The organism is Actinokineospora inagensis DSM 44258 (assembly GCF_000482865.1).
Taxonomy (GTDB): domain Bacteria; phylum Actinomycetota; class Actinomycetes; order Mycobacteriales; family Pseudonocardiaceae; genus Actinokineospora; species Actinokineospora inagensis.
This window is the reverse complement of record NZ_AXWW01000055.1, coordinates 1-18,643: the sequence shown is the minus strand read 5'-3', so window position 1 is coordinate 18,643 and position 18,643 is coordinate 1. Positions and strand designations below refer to the sequence as shown.

General features: G+C 67.2%; 15 protein-coding genes and 4 pseudogenes. 16 read left to right on the top strand and 3 right to left on the bottom strand.

The window, feature by feature from the left end:
* The first annotated feature begins 70 nt into the window (after positions 1-70).
* The 5 genes and pseudogenes from alaS to H504_RS43245 all read left to right on the top strand — a co-directional run bounded on the left by alaS (position 71) and on the right by H504_RS43245 (position 5,426).
* On the top strand, positions 71-2,755 hold the full coding sequence (alaS, locus tag H504_RS0120475) for an alanine--tRNA ligase (protein WP_026424291.1): 2,685 nt from the start codon (positions 71-73) through the stop codon (positions 2,753-2,755).
* 21 nt (positions 2,756-2,776) lie between these two features.
* On the top strand, positions 2,777-3,751 hold the full coding sequence (locus tag H504_RS0120470) for a glycosyltransferase family 8 protein (RefSeq protein WP_157440533.1): 975 nt from the start codon (positions 2,777-2,779) through the stop codon (positions 3,749-3,751).
* 72 nt (positions 3,752-3,823) lie between these two features.
* Positions 3,824-4,630, top strand: a pseudogene (locus H504_RS40335) (IS5 family transposase).
* A 114-nt stretch (positions 4,631-4,744) separates the two neighbouring features.
* Positions 4,745-5,181 (top strand): annotated as a pseudogene (locus H504_RS43250) (IS701 family transposase); the annotation flags it as partial.
* A gap of 86 nt (positions 5,182-5,267) precedes the next feature.
* On the top strand, positions 5,268-5,426 hold the full coding sequence (locus H504_RS43245; RefSeq protein WP_245614380.1) for a hypothetical protein: 159 nt from the start codon (positions 5,268-5,270) through the stop codon (positions 5,424-5,426).
* A gap of 334 nt (positions 5,427-5,760) precedes the next feature.
* Here H504_RS43245 and H504_RS44080 read toward each other — a convergent pair.
* Positions 5,761-5,880, bottom strand: a pseudogene (locus tag H504_RS44080) (transposase); the annotation flags it as partial.
* A gap of 1,320 nt (positions 5,881-7,200) precedes the next feature.
* Positions 7,201-7,344: a hypothetical protein gene (locus H504_RS41430; RefSeq protein WP_157440532.1), complete on the bottom strand. Its 144-nt coding sequence runs from the start codon at positions 7,342-7,344 to the stop codon at positions 7,201-7,203.
* Between the two features lie 312 nt (positions 7,345-7,656).
* Between H504_RS41430 and H504_RS0120435 the strand changes: the two genes are divergently transcribed.
* From H504_RS0120435 to H504_RS40315, 10 genes and pseudogenes are all read left to right on the top strand, one after another.
* Positions 7,657-7,848, top strand: a complete 192-nt coding sequence (locus tag H504_RS0120435; protein ID WP_026424288.1) for a hypothetical protein — start codon at positions 7,657-7,659, stop codon at positions 7,846-7,848.
* A gap of 144 nt (positions 7,849-7,992) precedes the next feature.
* Positions 7,993-9,417, top strand: a complete 1,425-nt coding sequence (locus H504_RS0120430; RefSeq protein ID WP_026424287.1) for a hypothetical protein — start codon at positions 7,993-7,995, stop codon at positions 9,415-9,417.
* Positions 9,414-11,021 (top strand): DUF4407 domain-containing protein, encoded by a 1,608-nt coding sequence (locus H504_RS36115; RefSeq protein WP_051386075.1) that lies wholly within the window; start codon positions 9,414-9,416, stop codon positions 11,019-11,021. Before H504_RS0120430 ends, H504_RS36115 begins: the two co-directional genes overlap by 4 nt.
* Positions 11,022-11,032: 11 nt before the next feature.
* Positions 11,033-11,773 (top strand): vWA domain-containing protein, encoded by a 741-nt coding sequence (locus H504_RS0120420; RefSeq protein ID WP_035305090.1) that lies wholly within the window; start codon positions 11,033-11,035, stop codon positions 11,771-11,773.
* On the top strand, positions 11,773-13,191 hold the full coding sequence (locus H504_RS0120415; protein ID WP_026424285.1) for a protein phosphatase 2C domain-containing protein: 1,419 nt from the start codon (positions 11,773-11,775) through the stop codon (positions 13,189-13,191). The genes H504_RS0120420 and H504_RS0120415 overlap by 1 nt, the downstream gene beginning before the upstream one ends.
* Positions 13,188-14,162 carry a hypothetical protein gene (locus H504_RS0120410; protein WP_026424284.1) on the top strand — a complete coding sequence of 325 codons (975 nt, stop codon included), beginning with the start codon at positions 13,188-13,190 and terminating at the stop codon, positions 14,160-14,162. The genes H504_RS0120415 and H504_RS0120410 overlap by 4 nt, the downstream gene beginning before the upstream one ends.
* Positions 14,149-14,838: a protein DA1 gene (locus H504_RS0120400; protein ID WP_084467936.1), complete on the top strand. Its 690-nt coding sequence runs from the start codon at positions 14,149-14,151 to the stop codon at positions 14,836-14,838. Before H504_RS0120410 ends, H504_RS0120400 begins: the two co-directional genes overlap by 14 nt.
* Before the next feature lie 96 nt (positions 14,839-14,934).
* Positions 14,935-15,549, top strand: coding sequence for a toll/interleukin-1 receptor domain-containing protein (locus H504_RS36110; RefSeq protein WP_051386074.1), 615 nt, complete (start codon positions 14,935-14,937; stop codon positions 15,547-15,549).
* A 15-nt stretch (positions 15,550-15,564) separates the two neighbouring features.
* Positions 15,565-15,864 (top strand): hypothetical protein, encoded by a 300-nt coding sequence (locus tag H504_RS0120390; protein ID WP_026424282.1) that lies wholly within the window; start codon positions 15,565-15,567, stop codon positions 15,862-15,864.
* Positions 15,865-16,126: 262 nt separating this feature from the next.
* Positions 16,127-16,901 (top strand): annotated as a pseudogene (locus H504_RS40315) (transposase family protein).
* Positions 16,902-16,937: 36 nt separating this feature from the next.
* Here the strand turns inward: H504_RS40315 and H504_RS0120385 are convergent.
* A protein-coding gene (locus tag H504_RS0120385) for an IS3 family transposase (protein WP_157440531.1) occupies positions 16,938-18,151 on the bottom strand; the annotation gives its coding sequence in 2 pieces (ribosomal slippage) (positions 16,938-17,899 and positions 17,899-18,151; 1,215 coding nt in all).
* A gap of 247 nt (positions 18,152-18,398) precedes the next feature.
* Between H504_RS0120385 and H504_RS41425 the strand changes: the two genes are divergently transcribed.
* Positions 18,399-18,643 (top strand): helix-turn-helix domain-containing protein (locus tag H504_RS41425; protein WP_342668789.1); only part of this gene is annotated, 245 nt, incomplete at its 3' end.

Below are 18,643 nucleotides of genomic sequence, written 5' to 3'. Positions count from 1 at the left end.
CACGAAGCCGTCGGGACGTGTAACCGGATGTCTTTCGTGCCGGGGTACACACAGCCTAAGGGGCAGAACGATGAAGGCCGCTGAGGTTCGCAATCGATTCGTGAACCACTTCGTGAAGTACGGTCACGACGTCGTACCGGGCGTCCCGCTTCCGTTCGACGATCCGAACCTGCTGGTGGTCAACTCCGGCATGGTGCAGTTCGTCCCCTATTACAGCGGTGACATCGATCCGCCGTGGGTGCGCGCGACCAGTGTGCAGAAGTGCGTCCGGACCATCGACATCGAAGAGGTCGGCAAGACCACCCGGCACGGCACGTTCTTCCAGATGGCCGGGAACTTCTGCTTCGGCGACTACTTCCGCGAGGAAGCGATCGCGATGGCCTGGGAGCTGTCGACATCGCCGGTCGAGGAAGGTGGGTTCGGCCTCGACCCGGAGCGGATCTGGCCGACCGTGTTCGAGACCGACGACGAGGCGTACGACCTGTGGCACCACAAGATCGGGGTGCCGAAGGAGCGGATCCAGCGCCGGGGCATGGAGGACAATCTCTGGTCCATGGGCATTCCCGGTCCGTGCGGGCCGTCGAGCGAGTTGTTCTACGACCGGGGTCCTGCGTTCGGCGCCGAGGGCGGCCCTGAGGTCGATGAGGACCGCTACATGGAGTTCTGGAACCTCGTCTTCATGACCAGCATCCGCGGGCCCGGCCAGACCAAGTCGGATTACCAGCTCGTCGGCAAGCTCCCGCACAACAACATCGATACCGGCCTGGGCGTCGAGCGGATGGCGACGCTGCTGCAGGGCGTCGACAACCTGTACGAGATCGACGAGACCTACCCGGTGCTCCGCCGGGCGACCGAGCTGAGCGACCGCGTGTACAGCGGGTCCGGCACGTCGGACCACTCCGCCCAGGCGCAGACCGATGTGCAGTTCCGGGTCATCGCCGACCACGTGCGGACCGCGCTCATGCTGATCGGTGACGGGATCAGCCCCGGCAACGAGGGCCGTGGCTACGTGCTGCGCCGGATCATGCGGCGGGCCATCCGCGCCGCGCGCCTCGTTGGCATTACCGGCCCGGTGTTCCCCGAGCTGCTGCCGATCTCGCGCGACGCCATGTCTCCGTCCTACCCCGAGCTCGACACGGACTACGACCGCATCGCGATGATCGCCTACGGCGAGGAGGACGCGTTCCTGCGCACGCTGAGCTCCGGGACCACGATCCTGGACCTCGCGGTCCGCCAGACCAAGGAGCGCGGCGGCAGCCTGCCCGGTAAGGAAGCCTTCACGCTGCACGACACCTACGGGTTCCCGATCGACCTCACCGTGGAGATCGCCGCCGAACACGGCCTCACCGTGGATGAGAGCGAGTTCCGCAGGCTGATGACCGAGCAGCGCCAGCGGGCCAAGGACGACGCACGCGCGCGCAAGTCGGGTGGCGCCGACATGTCGGTCTACCGCGACTTCGGTCCGACGCAGTTCGTCGGGTACGAGTCGTTGGAAGCCGATGCCAAGGTGCTCGGCGTGATCAAGGACGGTGAGCTGGTCCGGGTGGCCACCCCGGGCGAGATCGTCGAGGTCGTCCTAGACCGCACCTCGTTCTACGCCGAGTCCGGTGGCCAGGTCGCCGACGAGGGCGTCATCGAGTTGGGCGACGCGCGGTTGCGCGTCCTCGACGCTCAGAAGGCGCTGAAAGAGCTCGTCGTGCACCGGGTCCAGGTCGAGTCCGGGGAGCTGACGGCGGGCTTGGCGGCGCGGACGCTGGTCGATCCCGAGTGGCGGCTCGCCGCGCGGCAGGCGCACTCCGGCACCCACGTCGTGCACGCCGCGCTGCGGGAGGTGCTCGGCCCGACCGCGCTGCAGAGCGGTTCCTACAACAAGCCCGGTTACCTTCGGCTCGACTTCGCGTGGTCCCGGGCCCTGGACGGGCTCGACCTCCGCGGAGTCGAGGAGTCGGCCAACGCCGCCCTGCGGCGGGACCTGCCCGTCACGGTCGAGTACATGACGCTCGGGCGGGCCCGTGAGCTGGGCGCGCTGGCGCTGTTCGGCGAGACCTACGATTCCACCTCCGTCCGCGTCGTCGAGATGGGTGGCGCGTGGTCTCGGGAACTGTGCGGTGGCACTCACGTGGAGCACACGTCGCAGATCGGGATCGTGACCCTGACCGGTGACTCCTCGGTCGGTGCGGGCGTGCGTCGCCTCGAGGGGCACGTCGGAATCGACGCGGTGCGCTTCCTCGCCAACGAGCGCAGCCTCGTCAGCAACCTCTCGTCGCTGCTCAAGGTGTCGTCAGGGGAGTTGGTCGACCGCGTCTCGGGTCTGGTCCAGCGCCTGCGGGCGGTCGAGAAGGAACTCGTCCAGATTCGGTCCGCCCGGCTGGCCGCCGAGGCGAGCGCACTCGTCGACTGCGCGGAGACCGTGCACGGCGCCCGGGTGCTGACCACTGCCCTCCCGAGCGACCAGCAGGCGGGCGATGTCCGCACGGTGACGGTCAAGACCGCGAACGGGATCACCGACGCGCCTGCCGTCGTCCTGTTCACCTCGTTGTCGGACGGCCAGATCACCTGCGTGTGCGCGGTCAACAAGCCCGGTGTCAAGGCGGGGCTGTCCGCGGCCTCGTTGCTCGAGAGGTTCGCCGCGGCCACCGGCGGCCGCGGCGGCGGCTCGGCGGCCGTCGCCCAGGGCGGCGGCGGCGACCCGCGATCGATCGAGGCCGGTTTCCGCGCCGTGGCGGCGCTGGTCTCTGAGACCATGCCGCACTGATCTGCCGAACGCACACCGCGAGTGGTCGACAGCCCTCGCGGTGTGCGTTTTCTCTTTTTGGAGGTCAATCTGTTGGCTGTTGGTGTACAACTACATAACCCGATCAGCGTCATGTTCTTCATTGATGAGAACTATGCGCGACCGTTGAGCGTTTGCATTCGATCGCTGCTCGATAACGCGGATCCGGACGATGTCATCGCGGCCACGGTAATCACCATCGGAATCGGCGAAGAGGTCAAATCCGCGCTCGCCGCCTCGTGGGATCTGCGCCACCACTCGGTAGAGTTCATCGACATGCCGATCGACTCGCTGCTGGGACTCCCGCCGCATTCGTGCTACGGCCCCACGATCGGCGGCCACCTCAATCGCACCGTATACGCGTGCCTGCTCGCGCCGCTGCTCGTCGACGACGAGATTTGTCGCGCGGTGCTGCTCGACGCGGACACGCTCGTTCTAGGCTCATTGCGCGCACTCCGCGACCACGACCTGGGCGGCCACCCGATCGGCGCGGTCGTGGACCCCCACATCCCGACCATCGGCGACCACTACGGCGTGCAGATGTGGCGTGAACTGGGCCTTGACGGCGACGCCCCGTACGTCAACAGCGGCGTCATCCTCGCGGACTTCACCCGCTGGCGCGAGTTATCGGTGACTGAGCGCGCACTGCACTATCTCAACACCTACTTCGACCGCGTCGCCTGTTTCGAGCAGGAAGCTCTCAACGCGGTACTCGCCGGCGACATTCAGTTCCTCGATGGCCGCTGGAACACATTCAACTTCTGGGGACTGCCCGAAGGGAATGGCGCCGTCGGCGACAGACTCCTCGCCAATCCGGTCATCCGGCACTTCGAGGCGAAGATGAAGCCGTGGTTCCAACCGGACGTGGACTTCCCCCACTTTGAGGCCTACGCGAAGGTCGACTATCTCTGTGTCCAATCAAGAAACCACCACGGCGCCCCACCATTACCCTGGCCGAAACGCCCGCAAACCCCTTAGGGCTCGTAACAGAATGATCTTGGATTCGGTTTGATCTCGCTGCATTGCTGATCTTCTGGAAGGTGGCTTTGGGTGGCGCAGCGGCGGCCGTGGGAGGTCGATGACAGGCTATGGAAGCAGATTGAGCCGCTGTTGCCGGCGGGTGGAGCGCCGGTTTCGGTGTCCGGGGCGCAAGCGTTTGGACGACCTTAAGGCGTTGTGCGGGATCTTGTTGGTGCTCTACACCGGGATTCGGTGGGAGTTCCCGCAGGAGATGGGCTACGGGTCGGGCATGACGTGCTGGCGTCGGTTGAGGACTGGCACGAAGCCGACGTGTGGCAGCGGCTGCACGAGGTGCTGCTGGCCGAGTTGAACGCCGCCGGTCTGCTGGATTTCACGCGCGGCGGTCGATGGTTCTCATGTTCGGGCGCTAAGGTGGGCTCAAGACCGGTCCCAGCCCGGTAGACTGGGCACGGACCGGCTCCAAGCACCATGTGATCACCGACGGCACCGGCAGCCCACTTGCTGGCCATCCTGACCGGCGGCAACCGCAATGACGCCACCCAACTGATGCCGCTGATCGACGCAGTGCACCCGTGCGGGGCAGGCGCGGGCGGCCGCGGCAGCGCCGGAGCGCATCTACGCCGACCGCGCCTACGACCACGACAAGTACCGCGATCTGGTCCGCGCTAAAGGGATCGAGCCGGTCATCGCCCGCCGCGGCGTCGAACACGGCTCCGGCCCCGCGTGTACCGCTGGGTCGTCGAAGGCGCGTTCACCCTGCTGCACCGGTTTTGACGACTCCGCATCCGCCAGGAAGTCCGCGCAGACATCCATGAAGCATTCCTGACCATCGGCTGCAGCATCATCGCCTGGCGCCGCCTCAAGACCCACTCATAGTGCTACGAGCCCTTAGTACGACAACGACAGGTTGTGATGTCGTGTGCCGACATGGTAGTTGATCTTGATGTTGGTTGAGGGTGTGCGGTCGTGGTCGGCTGGTTCGAGGCGTTCGTGGGCGGGTTTGCGTCCAGGTTTCCCCGGGTGGAGTCTCGGCGTCAGATGCGGTGGTATATCAGGGGTTTGCTGTCTGAGGCGGAGCGGAGGAATGGGTGGACTCTGGCTGAGGTGGTGGGTGAGGCGGGTCCGGAGCGGATGTAGCGGTTGCTGAATTCCTATGCCTGGGACACCGACGGTGTGCGGGATGATCTGCGGTCGGCGGTGGTGGAGGTGCTGGCCGATCCGGTTGATGGGGTGTTGGTTGTCGAGGAGACGGGATTTGTGAAGAAGGGGACGAAGTCGGCGGGGTCGAACGGCGGTATTCGGAGACGGCGGGCCGGATCGAGAATTCGCGGATCGGTGTGTTTCTGGTGTATGCGTCTGCGCGTGGTCGGGCGTTGATCGACCGGGAGTTGTATGTGCCGAGGGATTGGACTGATGATCGGGCGCGGTGATGGAGTGGCCGACGATCCGGTTGAAGTAGGCGTCCTTGATCGCGCAGAGATACAGCTTTCCTTCGGTGGTGTGGTGTTCGGTGATGTCGGCCAGCCACAGCCGGTTCGCCGCGGTAGCGGTGAAGTCGCGCCGGACCAGGTCGCCGTGGACCGGCGGACCGGTCTTCTTTCCGTTGCGGCCGCGCCTCTTGCCGAAGGCACTCCACCAGCCCATCGACGAGCAGATCCGCCACGCGGTCTGATCCGCCATCGACCGGCGTCGCGGGCCCCGTCGGCGAGGAACCGGTAGCCGAACTCCGGGTCGTCGCGGTGAGCGTCGAACAACGCGTTTGCCCGATGGGCCTGCTCGAGTTCTGTCTCGGTGACCGGCCGGGCACGCCATCGGTGGTACGGCTGTCGAGCGATGTCGAGTACCCGGCACGTCACCGCGACGGAAATCCCGTCCGCAGCCGGCTCCGTCACGAGCGGGTAGAGCCTTTTCCGCAGGTTCGCCTGAGACAGATGCACCGTCGCGCGGCGCAGGACTTCGTTCTCCTGCTCCAGCAGCTTGATCCGCTTGCGGGCCTCGCGAAGCTTAGCCGAGTCGTTGCTGGTCACACCCGGTCTGATGCCCTCGTCAGTGTCGGCTTGGCGCAGCCACTTGAACAGCGTCATCGGGTGGACCCAGAAGTGCTTCGCGATCTGCTCGACCGTCACACCGGGCTCTCGGTCACGAGCGACCCGCACGACATCGTCGCGGAACTCCTAGGGGCAGGGCTTGGCACAACGACACCCTCCCAGCTCACCATCACGGCAAGCCAACTCAGATGTCACCTAACGGTGCAGCAGACCCCGGCGCGCGTCGGCGAGTATCGCGTCCCAGTCGCCGGTCGCGTCGGCGACCTCGACACGTAGCCGGTGGCCGAGTTGCTGCGCGTCCCCTTCATCGGAGTATCACGCGGAGCTGCTCACGACGAACGCGAGCGGGCTCTCAGAGACGTATCGCGGCTTCACCTACTGCCAGGTTTGACCGCGGCCGTCTGTGCCATCAAACAGCAGGCGTGCGACCTCGCCGGGAACGTCGCAAGCGACGGCGCGCTCCGAGCCGAACGAAAGCGGAACGCGACGGCCGACGTCGAGAGTCGGGGGCAGCGACCGCCGCTAGATGAGGGAGGTCTGGTCATCAGACGTCGGCCTGGCGACCAGACCGATTCCGAACTGAAGGCGAAGTGCGGCCCAACTGGGCGGTCGGTCCGCTTCACGTCTGTAGGAGCGATGAACGCGATGCAGGTCGACCAACGACAGCGACCGTCTGGCACTCACACCTGATAGATGTCTTCGAGCACCAGACGGTCACTTGTCGATCTTGCCCGTGTTGTGTGTGCCCCTGGCAGGGCTCGAACCTGCACCTCGGCGATCATGGCTGCGACCTGCGCATCGGGGAGTATGAAGTGGTGCAGGTTCGTGGTGGGCGATTCGAACCGGCACCGCCTGGATGGCAGCGCACGAGCTGCGGGTACAGGTTGTGCATCGGGTCGGCTGGTTCGAGGCCCAGGCACACGGCCACATCGAGGATGTGCGAGCTCGCGGTGAGTTCGCTACCAGCCGGGCCATCGCTCGGGGCGGGTTGCCAGGAAGCGTGCCGGTTCGAGCAAGGGGGTCTGTGGGCCGCTGTGGATGAGGGCTGCCCAGCGCTCTGGGTGTTGAGGGTCGGTGTCGCGGAGTTCGCGGGTGAGGTGGTGCAGATGGTGGCCGCGTCGGTGGCGGTGGGGCTGTCCGGGAGTTGGTCGTAGAAGGCGCGGGCGGTTGTGGAGCCGGTCGTGTCGTGGAGGGGCCAGAGGGGTGGCGAAGACGTGGCGAAAGCCCGCCAGGTGGAAGGCGGGTGCGAGGTGGGGCAGACCCCTTCGTCGGCGTGGCGGTGCCGTGGTTGGCGTGGAGCAGCCGGACAGGAGGCGAGTTCGGCGTCCGGTAGGTGCAGTCCGCCGATTCCGGTAGGAGCACGTTGTGGTCGTGCAGGACCAGTCCGCCCGCTGCGGGCTAGGCCGGGTCGGTGATGGCGTGGCAGGCGAAGTGGGCCCAGGTCGCCTTGCTCATAGCTGCCACGACCTCGTCCCTGGTGGCGGCGGCGTCCACCAGTAGGCTCTCCTGCAGCGACTGGGCTTCGGCAACGGCGGTGGCCAAGTCGTGCAGCCTGGCGACCGCGATTACACAAACCGGCGGATTTCCGCCCAATCCTATACGTTCAACGCCTCACGATGCTCGTGGGTGGGTCAAAGTGTACCCGGAAACAGGAGGTCAGTCTCCAGCCGGAACCGACGCCTTGGCTATTCCACGGTGGAATCGGAGGCCTGATGGAACGCACTCGACTTCACGTCGCCACGGCTCGGGCCGTGGCCGAGAACCGCGACTTGGCTCTCCGCATGGTCCGCCAGCTCGCCGACCTGTCGGCGGCCCTGCACTCGACGGAGCCGTGCGGTGGACTGACTGCCGACGATGCGGTCGTCGCGGCCGCCCTCGGACCTTCTGCGGAAAGTCGCCCACCCGCCGTTCATCTCGGACCTGGCCGAGGCGGTCCGCGGTCGAGAGGGGGCTGTGCTGACCAGGTTGTACGACATGCTCGCCACGGCGTTCGTCACGATCGGGTCGGCATCGAGACAGGCATACGACGAGGACGACTTCGTCTGACCTCGACACCTGCCGACTGGACACAAAGGTGTCAACTTTCGCGCCGGGTAACAGTTCATGATCCGGGCCGATGTTCCTGGCAAGTGCCAGGGGTGCTCTGGGGCGATCAGCCCGGGTGACCATCAGTGAGAGAGGTGAATGTCGGTGACCGGACCGGCCACCACCGTTCCATTATCCGTCGAGTTGGCCGACATCGGCGGGTTGGGCGATCAGCTCGGTCGCGGCGGCGAGGCCACTGTCCACGACGCACCTGGGGTGCGGCTGGCTGATGCACCGGGACCGTTGGTGTACAAGAAGTACAGGGCCCCGCAAGATCGGTCAGATGACCTCCGGCGGCTCGTGGCGCTGCGCGCCAGGTTGGCCGAGGCGGATCGGGACTTTCTCGACGAGCGGACCACGTGGCCGCTGCGGGTGGTTGAGAGCGGTGGCGTTCCGGTCGGTGTGCTGATGCGACGGATCCCGGTCCAGTTTGGTGATCGGGTGACGTCGCATGTGTCCAAGGCGATGGAATGGTCGATCCGCGAGGTGGGATTTCTTTTCATCGATCCCGCACGGTTGGGCGGCCGGGTTGTCGGGCGACAGGTTCCCACCTGGGAACAGCGTTTGGGCGTGTGCCGCGATTTCGCTCATTTGTTGGACTTCTACCACCGGAAGTTGCGGGTCATCTTCGGTGACATCAACGCGCGCAACGAACTCTATCGACTCGACGGCCGCCCCTCGGTGCTGTTCATCGACTGCGACGGCGTGCGGCCCAGCGGCGCGGTGCTGAGCGCGCAGCTCAACGCGCCCGATTGGGATCCGCCCGGCGGCGGGCCGCTGGGGTTGTACACCGATCGGTACAAGTTGGGGTTGTACGTGCTGCGGTCGCTGGCACCCGGCGCCCAGTCCTCGGTCCGGCGCGACCCCGCGGGGGCCGCCGGGGTGCTGGACGCCGAGGGGATGGGGCTGCTGACCAAGGCGATCGACTCCAGCCGCGCTCATCAGGAGCAGCCGACCGCCGAGGAGTGGTGGCGGTACTTCAGCAAGCTGCTAGGTGAGCCAGTCGACCCGCCGGTGCTGACCGAGGTGCGGCTCGACCGAGGGTTCGTCGTACGGGGCCAGCCGGTCCTGCTGCACTGGGGCGCGGATGACGCGCGGACGCTCGACGTGGTGGTCGATGGGCGGACGACGTCCATCGATGCGCGGGCCGGGGGTGGTGTCGAGGAACTGTGGTTGGATCGCAGCGTCGCGCGGATCGACGTGGTCGCCGCCAACGGGCTCGGTGAGGCGTCGGCGCAGGTCGGGCCGGTGGCGGTCATCCCGCCGCCGCGGATCGAGCCGGTGCCGGTGGCGTTGCCCATGCTGCCCGTGGTGCAGGGGGCACCCGTTGCGCTCCCGGAATACACCGGCCCGCGGATGCCGGAGCTGGTGTTGCCCGCCATGCCCTCAGCCGCGCCAACCGGGGCGCCGCGGCCGTTCGCCTGGCCCGACCTCGCCAGCACTTCGTTCCCCTTCGACCTGACCGACCTGCTCCTCGGCGGTCCCGCGCTTGGCGCCGGACTGTTCACCGAACCAGAGGGAAAGGCATGAGCCTGCGCCGCCCGCTCGCCGTCTTGGCGGGCGCCCGACCCGAGATCCTGGCGAAGGCTCCAGGTGACCTCACCAAGCACGCTGTCATGGGTGGTGTCCTGCTCAGCACGGCTGGCCTCGCCGGGGTGGCCGCGTTCTTCGCGCTGGCGTCCACGCTCGACCTTCCGTGGTGGATCGCGTTGATCAGCGGGCTGATCTGGTTCGTGATCATCCTGAACCTGGACCGGATGCTGGTGGTCACCCTCAACAACACCACCGGCTGGCGGGCGGTCGGGGTGGCGGTGCCCAGGATCCTGATGGCGGCGGTCATCGGCACCGTGGTCGCCACTCCGCTGACGCTGCAGATCTTCCAGCCCGAGATCAACGCCGAACTGCAGACCATGCGCGCAGAGGCCGTCACGCAGGTGCAGGTCAAGCTCAATGAGGCATACAAGCAGATTGATGCCCTGCAGGCGCAGGAGAAACAGCTGCAGGATGCGATCGCGGGCCGGGGCACGGGTGCCGTCTCCGCCGACCAGGACGTGGTGGCCGCGCAGGCCGTGTACGACAAGGCACAGGCCACATACCTCGACGCGGAGCGCGCGGCCCAGTGTGAGCTGAACGGCGGCTGTGGCACCGGCCGCCCCGGAATTGGCGAGGCCTACCTGACCGCCCGCGCCGCCGCCGACCAGGCCATCGCCGTGCGCGACGACGCGAAGCGCAAGCTGGACAACGCCACGCAGGTGGCGACGTCGCGGATCCAGCAGAGCGCCTCCGCTGCGGCCACCGACGCCGAGAAGAAGCTCGGTGCTGTCCAGTCCGACCTCGCTGCGGCCGAGGAGCGCAAGCGCCAGGCGACTGGCCAGGCGCTCGACGCCGAGGGCGGCAACACGGGCCTGCTCGCCCGGTTGGAGGCGTTGGACCGGATAACCGACGGCCACGCCACCGCTTCGGCCGCCAAGTGGGCGCTGTCGCTGCTGTTCTTCCTGATCGAGGTGCTCCCGGTGGTCGGCAAGCTGCTGACCATGATCGGCAAGCGGACAGTCTATGACCTCGTGCTCGCCCGCCACGACGAAGAAATCGACAACAAAGACCAGCTGGACTCCGCGGCTAGGCGCCAGATCGATAAGGACGACGCCGACGCGGTCGTGCTGTTGGCCAAGCAGCAGACCGACGCGAAGGTGAAGGCGAGCCAGGACGCCATGGACGAGCTGGTGACCCGCCAGGGCCAGATCTCCATGGACGCCATCCGCACCTGGGCCGAGGTCGCCAAGCTGCGCGCCGATGAACAACTCGACGAGTGGTACCGCAGGCACGTCGGCCCGCTCGCCGTGCGGCCCGGGACCACCGGGGCCCAGCCCGGCGCCGTCGTCGGCGCCCAGCACGTCGGCTTGGGCGGCGCGTGCCAGCACGCGAACACCAGACCAGGGGGCACCCCAGGACAGACCCAGTCAGGAGGACGGCCGGGAGCGGTCACCCTGCCGCTGACCCGCCTGCTCGCCTTCCCGAACGCCGCAGAGTCGACCGTGCCGATCCCCGTGCTCCACAGCAACGACAGCGTCCCGCGCAACGGCTCCGGTCCGGCCCACTCCTCACCTTCTGATCGACCTGAGCCAACTGACTGAAAGGCAGTGCCATGGACACCAGCGAGCAGGGCAAGCTGCTGCCGTTCTACGTGGTGATCGACGTGTCGTACTCCATGTCCGGGGTCAAGCTCGACACCGCGAATCAGATCATGCCCGCCGTGCTGGACGCGGTGGCGAAGGCGCCGATCCTCGCCGACAAGGTGCGCTTCAGCGTCATCGACTTCTCCGACGACGCCCGGGTGCGGCTGCCGCTCTGCGACATCCTCGACGACGGCGTGCAGTTGCCGTCGCTCACGCTGCGCGGAGGGACCTCGTTCGTCTCGGCTTTTCGGTTGCTGCGCACCGAGATCGAGTCGAATGTCAAGCAGCTCAAGGCCGACGGCTTCCTGGTGCACCGGCCCGCTGTGTTCTTCATCAGTGACGGCGTGCCCACCGACCAGGACAGCGCGTGGCAGTCCGCGTTCGCCGACCTCACCACCTTCGACAAGGTGAGCAGGACCGGGTTCTCCATGTACCCGAACTTTGTGCCGTTCGGGGTCGACGACGCCGACCCGAGGACGCTGCAGCAGCTGATTCACCCGACCGGGGGCGGCAAGCCCATGCGGATGTTCCTGCAGAGCAAGGACAGCGACGCCGCGGCCGCGATCGCGGGCATGGCCGAGGTGCTGATCAGCAGCGTGCTGGCCTCCGGCGAGAGCATGACCAGGGGCGACTCCGGCATCATCTTGCCCTCGGGCGACGACCTGCCGCCCGGCCTGTCCTCGTACACCGCCGACGACGACTTCGTGTGATGAGCGAGCCGGGCGGAACCTCCCCGCACCCCGACCAGCGCGATCCGCACCGTAACCCGCAGACCTGGCCGCACGACTTTGGGCCCGGCCTGCAGGCCACCTGGCGGCTGGCGCAGCCGGACACCCGCGCCGCGCAGGGCCTGCCGGGCCTGGAGCTGCATGGGCCCGGCGCGCCCGGGACGGACCGGCGGGCACCGGAGACCGGGCAACCGAGGCACGTCGGGCCCGACGATCGGACGCGCCCGCTCGACCGGCTTGCGTACGTCGACGCGAGTGCGCCGAGGCACGCGGCGGTCGCCCCGGTGTACGACGACCACGAGCCCGTGGTAAGCCGTGGCACGATGGTCAACGACTCGCCGCTGGCCGACCCCCCGAAGACCACCGAGCGCGCTGCACCGATCGAGGGCAATGCTCCCACGGAGCCCGCCGCACCCATCGAGTTCACCGAGCGCGCCGCACCGACGGAGACTGGTGGGCCCATGCTGCCCCCTGCGGTTTCGGTCACGCCATCGGAGGCCATGGGTGCCTTCACCGCGTATTCCGTCGGTGACCCCGGCCGGGCGGCGAGCGGGGTGGTTCCGCTGCCCGACCGGGAGAACTGGCACCGGCGCGACTCGGTGTTCGACGGATTCACGCTCGTCGGCCCGGACACCGCGCCGTTGGCGGTCCTGCGGGCGGCCAGCGTGCGCGGTCTGTCGCACCGTAGCTTCGGCAGGACGAGGCAGGACGAGTACGGCTACCAGGTCACCCCCGACGGCCGCTACCTCGTGCTGTGCGTGGCCGATGGCATCTCGGCTGGTTCCCGGTCGCACCAGGCCGCCGAGGTGGCGGCCCGTACCGGGGTGACGCTGCTGGTGAACGAACTGACCCACCGCGCGCCCGTCGACCTCGACTGGGACCACACGCTCCGGGAGGTAGCAGGCCACATCGTCGCCTTCGCGCGCAAGCGGTTGCCCAGTGGCGAGGGGATGCCTGCCGAGGAAGTGGTCGGCTGGATGGGGACCACCGCCACCTACGCAGTGGTTGACTTGGCCGACGAGGTACTCGACGTGTATGTGGTCATGGTCGGCGACAGTTCGGCGTGGGTACTTGCCGAGGACGGATGGCACCCGATGTCCGCAGTGAAGAACGCGGACGCGGACATCGCCACCTCGGCCGTGGAGGCGCTGCCGAAGCTCGCGCAGCGCCCCCGCGTCCCGCTGCGCGCCCGCGTGCGCCCGGGACAGGCGTTAGTGCTGATGACCGACGGCGTCGGGGATCCGCTGCACGCGGGCACCGGCGCGGTAGGGCAGTTTCTCGCCGAGGCCTGGCGCGAACCGCCACACGATGTCGCGTTTGTCGGCCAGGTCGGTTTCCACAGGCGGACGTTCGACGACGACCGCACCGTCGTCGCGGTCTGGCCGACGGCCCGGTCGTGACCGAGATGGCGGTGCCGAGGGTCGCGCTGGGCACCCTGGGGCCGTTGCTCGGCTCGGGCGGGCAGGCCAAGGTCTACGCGGTCCCCTCGGTGCGACTGCCGGACGTGGCCGGGCCGCTGGTGTTCAAGCACTACCGACCGGGCCAGGAGCCGCCTGCCGGGTTGCACGCCCTGGTCCTGCGGCGGTTGCGGATGGACCTGCCCACCCGCGACCGCCTCGACGTCCGCACCGCGTGGCCGGTGCGGACGGTGCAGGACGGCGGCGCGGTGTGCGGGGTGCTGATGCCGCTCATCCCGGACGACTACTTCCACACCCGGTACCTGCCCAGCGGCGCAGCGGACCGCTCGCTGTGCGAGTTCCAGCACCTGTTTGTCGACCCGGAGCGCGCCCGCAGGCTGGGCATGCCGGTGCCAGGTCGGAAGGCGCGCCTGGCTCTGTGCCGCGACTTCGCTGGCGTCATGCATCTGTTGCACACCAATAACTTCGTCATCGGCGACATCAACGCCAAGAACGCCGTGTTTCGGCTCAACGCGGGCCCGTCGGTGCGGCTGGTGGACTGCGACGCTATCCGGATTAGGGGGGACGCGGCGGTCCTCGCCCAGCTCAACGCCCCGGACTGGGATCCGCCGGAGCGGACCCTGAGCCAGTCGACCGACCTCTACAAGTTCGGTCTGCTTGTGCTGCGCACCCTGTGCCCTGGCAACGGCGCGTCGCTCTACCGCGACCCGGACCACGTCCGTGGCGTGCTAGACGGGCGCGGCTACCGGCTGCTGGCGGACGCCATAGGCGCGTCGCCGCGTCGCCGCCCCACCGCCCGTGACTGGGGTCTGTACTTCACAGAACTGCTCGGCGCTGGCGCCCCCACCACGCGGGCGGCGAGGATCTCGGCCCCAGTGGTGACTACGTCCGGATGGGTGCGCGACCCAACGACCAGGCAGTGGGTGCAGGCTGGGTCCGATGGCCAGACCTGAGTGCGCGTGGTGCGGCAGGCTGCCCCTCGGTCCCTACGAGGTCTCGATGCAGGACGAGCGCACCTGCGTCGCGCACGGGGCGGCGAGCCGGTGCTCCTTGTGCGGCCGCCCACGCCCGCCGGGACCCGGTTGGTACGAACCGTTCCGCAGGCGGCCGCGCTGCCCGACCTGCTCGGTCGGCGCCGTCGACACTCAGGAGCAGGCCAGGCGGCACATCCCGGGGGTGCGGGCCGACATGGCTGCGTTGGGTGTCAGCCTCGACCGCCGCGTGCGGGTTACGCTGGTCGACACCATGCCGACCATCGATGGTGCGTCCCCGACCGGTTTGACGCACAGCTTCAAGGAAACCGGCGAGGTCATCGGCATCGAGGTGCTCAGCGGGCTGACCGCCGTCCACTTCGGTCAGACGGTCGCGCACGAGATCGGCCACGCCTGGCTGATCGAGCGCGGCGCTGCGGTCACACACCCGGTCCTGGTGGAGGGCCTGTGCGAGGTGTTCGCCTCGGCGTGGCTGAAGAAGCAGCCGGGTGCCCTGCCCCCGCGGCTGCGCGAGGCCATGGCGACCAATCCGGACAAGACTTACGGCGCGGGATACCGGGTCGTGCGCGAGGCGGTAGTCCGCAATGGGATCCGTAAGGTCCTGCACGCCCTCTGCGTCACCGGCAGGCTGCCGTGAGCCGGACAAACTTGTCGCCTTCTTGTCCTGCCCCCGGCAGGGACGTTTCTGATCTGATTGCAGCGGACGAACCAATGATTGAGAGGTGGATGCGGCATGTGCAAGGTCTTCGTCAACTACCGGGTCGACGACAGCATCCATGCGACTATAGCGATCACAACCCGACTGGCTCAGCACTTCGGTGGGGAGAACGTCTTCCGCGACGGCGACTCGCTGCCTCCCGGCTCGGTCTACCCACCGCGGATCCGGCGCGCGCTGGAACGGGCGGATACCGTGCTGGCCGTGCTCGGTCCGGAATGGCTGAACGTCAGGGACTCTGCTGGGCGGCGCCGCCTCGCGGACCCGCATGATTGGGTCCGGGCTGAATTGCGCATGGCGTTCGAGCGTGGGATACCCGTCGTCCCAGTCCTCCTCGACGACGCCAAGTTCCCGGAACCCGAGGAGCTGCCCTCCGACATTGGCCAGCTGCACTGGACCTCCTACTGGCCGATCCGGCGCCAGACGTTTACCTCCGACCTCGAGGGCTTGATTGGACACATCGACCCGACGACGCCACCCCGAGGCGCGCGGGCGGCCCAGACCGGGATCGCGTCGTCCATCTCGCAGAGCAACGTGGTGAACGGCGATGGCAGGATCTTCGCCAACCAGGGCCATGGAGACCAGACCATCCAGATCACAGAGGCGGGACCCACACCGTCCCGGCGTCGCTAGCGGAGGCCGAGAACCATGCACCACCCACCCAACCAGTCGCACCAGCACAACAAGGCGCAGACCGGCGGCACCGTGTACGCCAACCAGGGCCCTGGCAAGCTCTCTGTCCGCCACAACTACGGTGGAAATCGCTCTTGGGCGGGCTGGGCGACCTTGGTTGTTCTCGCCGCGGATGTGGCCTTTTTCCTCTACGGCGAGGGTGCGTATTCTGCCCAGGAGGGCGATACGGGCGACCTGTGGCGGGCGGTGATCTTCTTTCTTCTACTGGGCTTGACGGGCAGCCTGTTTCGCCGCTGGTTGCGTCGCCGCTTGTGACAACCCTCTTCAGACGGGTCCCAGGGCGACACTGGGTGGGTGGACGACAATGCGACAGTTCACGACTCCGTTGAGCGAGCCAGTCGGTACCGGGGTGAAGGCCTGGATCAATGAGCCTTTTCATCCTGGTCTGGATGTGTTGGCGGGTGAGGGTTTGGGGTGGTGCGGGTGTTGATCGTCAGCGTGTCGGTGCCGGGAACGAGGCGAAGCCCTCGGTAGGACCTCAATCGACCAAGACCCACGTCCATCCCAAGGGCTTCATATGTTGTTCTACCGTGCCACGTTGCCGTTGTCACATAGGACCCTGACCTTCGTGTCCGGTGTGATCCGTGCCCACCGGAAGGAGTTGGGGTCGGTGTGGCGCAAGCTCGATCCTGGCCGCCAGGCTTTGCTGGTGCTGGTCCACCTGCGCAAAGGTGAGTCGTTCGCCGAGGTCGGCGCTGGGTTCGGCGTGTCGACCACGACCTGTTGGCGCTACGTCAACGAGACCGTCGAGCTGCTCGCCCGGCGGGCGCCGAAGCTGCGCGCGGCGTTACGGGCGGCCAAGCGCCGAGGCCACGCCTACGTGACTGTCGACGGCACGCCGATCCCGATCGACCGGATCGCCGCAGACCGGCCCCTCTACTCCGGCAAACATAAGATCCACGGGATGAATCTGCATGTCGTCGCCTCACCCGACGGTGACATCCTGTGGGTGTCGGGCGATTTACCCGGCAGCACCCACGACACCGCCACGGCCCGCGTCTGGACCATCCTCGCCGCCCTGCGCCAAGCCGGACTCATCGCCCGACAAGGGCTACCACGGCTACGACCCCACCGGCCGGCACGTGATCACCCCCTACAAGGGCCGGAACAAGCCCGAGTCCCAGAAGGACGCCAACCGCGCCCACGCACGCCTGCGCGGACCGGGCGAACGCGCCCACGCCCAACTCAAAACCTGGCGCATCCTGCGCAAACTCCGCTGCTGCCCACGCCGGGTCGGGCGAATCGCCAAAGCTATCCACGTCCTCCAGAATTACGAGATCACAACAGGGTGAAAAAGGCTGGGGTGCCTCGAAGTTTCCGGAAAGCGGCTAAACAACGGTCGAGACCGCTGACTTTCGAGCGTGGTATGCGTGGCGCACTTCCCGTGGCGTGCGGTATCCGAGTGCGGAGTGTCGCCGCCGTGAATTGTAGCGGAGTTCGATATAGCGGGCAATGTCTCGTCGGGCGTGTTCGCGGGTCGGGTATCGGGTGCGGTGAACGAGCTCGTTTTTGAGAGTGGCGAAGAACGATTCCGCGAGGGCGTTGTCGTAACAGACACCGGTACGCCCGACGGAGTGTCGGATTCGTAGGGAACTCAGAGTGGCGGCGAACGTGGCAGAGGTGTAGTTGCTGCCGCGATCGGAGTGGAATATGGCGTTGTCGGCGAGATGGCCGTTCCGGGCGGCGCGATGGATGGCCGTCTCGATCAACGGTGTCTTGTAGTTGTCGCCCATCGCCCAACCGGTGACTGCCCTGGTGTGACAGTCGATGACCGTCGCGAGATAAAGCCACCCCTCATCGGTCGGAATATAGGTGATGTCACCCACCGCTTTCCGGCCGGGTTCGACGGCGGTGAAATCTCGTCCGACCAGGTCGGGGATGTCGTGGGCCTGGTCGTCGCCCGCGGTGAGGGTGAACCGCCACGGCCGAGGCTGACACGGACGAAGCCCCAGCTCCCGCATGATCTGACGCACCAACTCCGGCCCACACTCCACGCCTTCGGCGACGAGATCGGCATGGATCCGCCGATAGCCATAGGTGCCATCGGACGCCTCGAAAAAACCGACAACCAAACGCGAGAGTTCCCCACGGCGCGCTGCGGTGGCCGACACCGGACGAGCTCTCCACTCGTAGAACCCCGACCGGGAGACATCGAGAATCCGGCACATCCGTGTCACCGGCAACGATCCCGAGACGTCCGCGCCCATACCGGTACCAGCGTGCTGTGCGTCGATGAACTCGAACCGGTCGCTCACCGATGATCCTTGGCAAAGTACGCGGCAGCTTTTTTCAGGAACTCGTTCTCCAACCGCAGATCACGCGCTTCCCGCTCCAACTCCCGCAACCTCGCCCGCTCCGACACATCCAACGGCGATTCCTCGCCGTCATGAGCCGCGCGATAGTCCTTGACCCACTTCCCCAGACTGACCTCGCCGACACCCAATTCTTTCGCCACCTGCGCGATCGGACGCCCGGTCTCGATCACCAACTTCGCCGCCTCCTCCCGATACTCCCGAGAGAAACTCCTCCTTGATCGCGCCACCATCTTCCCCTTCCAGAGAACCCAATTCTACTTGGTCCCCTGTCCGGAAACTTCGAAGCACCTCACTGTGTTGCGCTGCGTCGAGGGCGGCTCGATCAATGAGGGGCCGCCAGGGGTATCGGCGGCTAGACGAGTAATGCGTAAGTCCGGGTGGTGACCAAAGACGGGCGAAGGGTGCTTGACCTCAAGGGGTCGATGCGCCGGGTGTGGGATGATCTTCGTGGTCGAGTGATCGGAGATCGTTTCTGTGGCGTGTCGTGTGGTGTTGGGGTTTGACGAGCGGGAGACGATCTCGCGGGAGTTGCGAGCCGGGCGGTCTTTTCGGTTTATCGGGAGGGTGTTGGGTAGGCATCATTCGGTGGTCGCTCGCGAGGTGGCCCGTAATGGTGGTCGTATCGCTTATCGGGCGTGGGTGGCGCGCAAACGCGCGAGGGTGATGCGGGCCCGGCCGAAACCGCGGAAGCTGGAACAAGCCGGTCGTCTGCGGGGCTA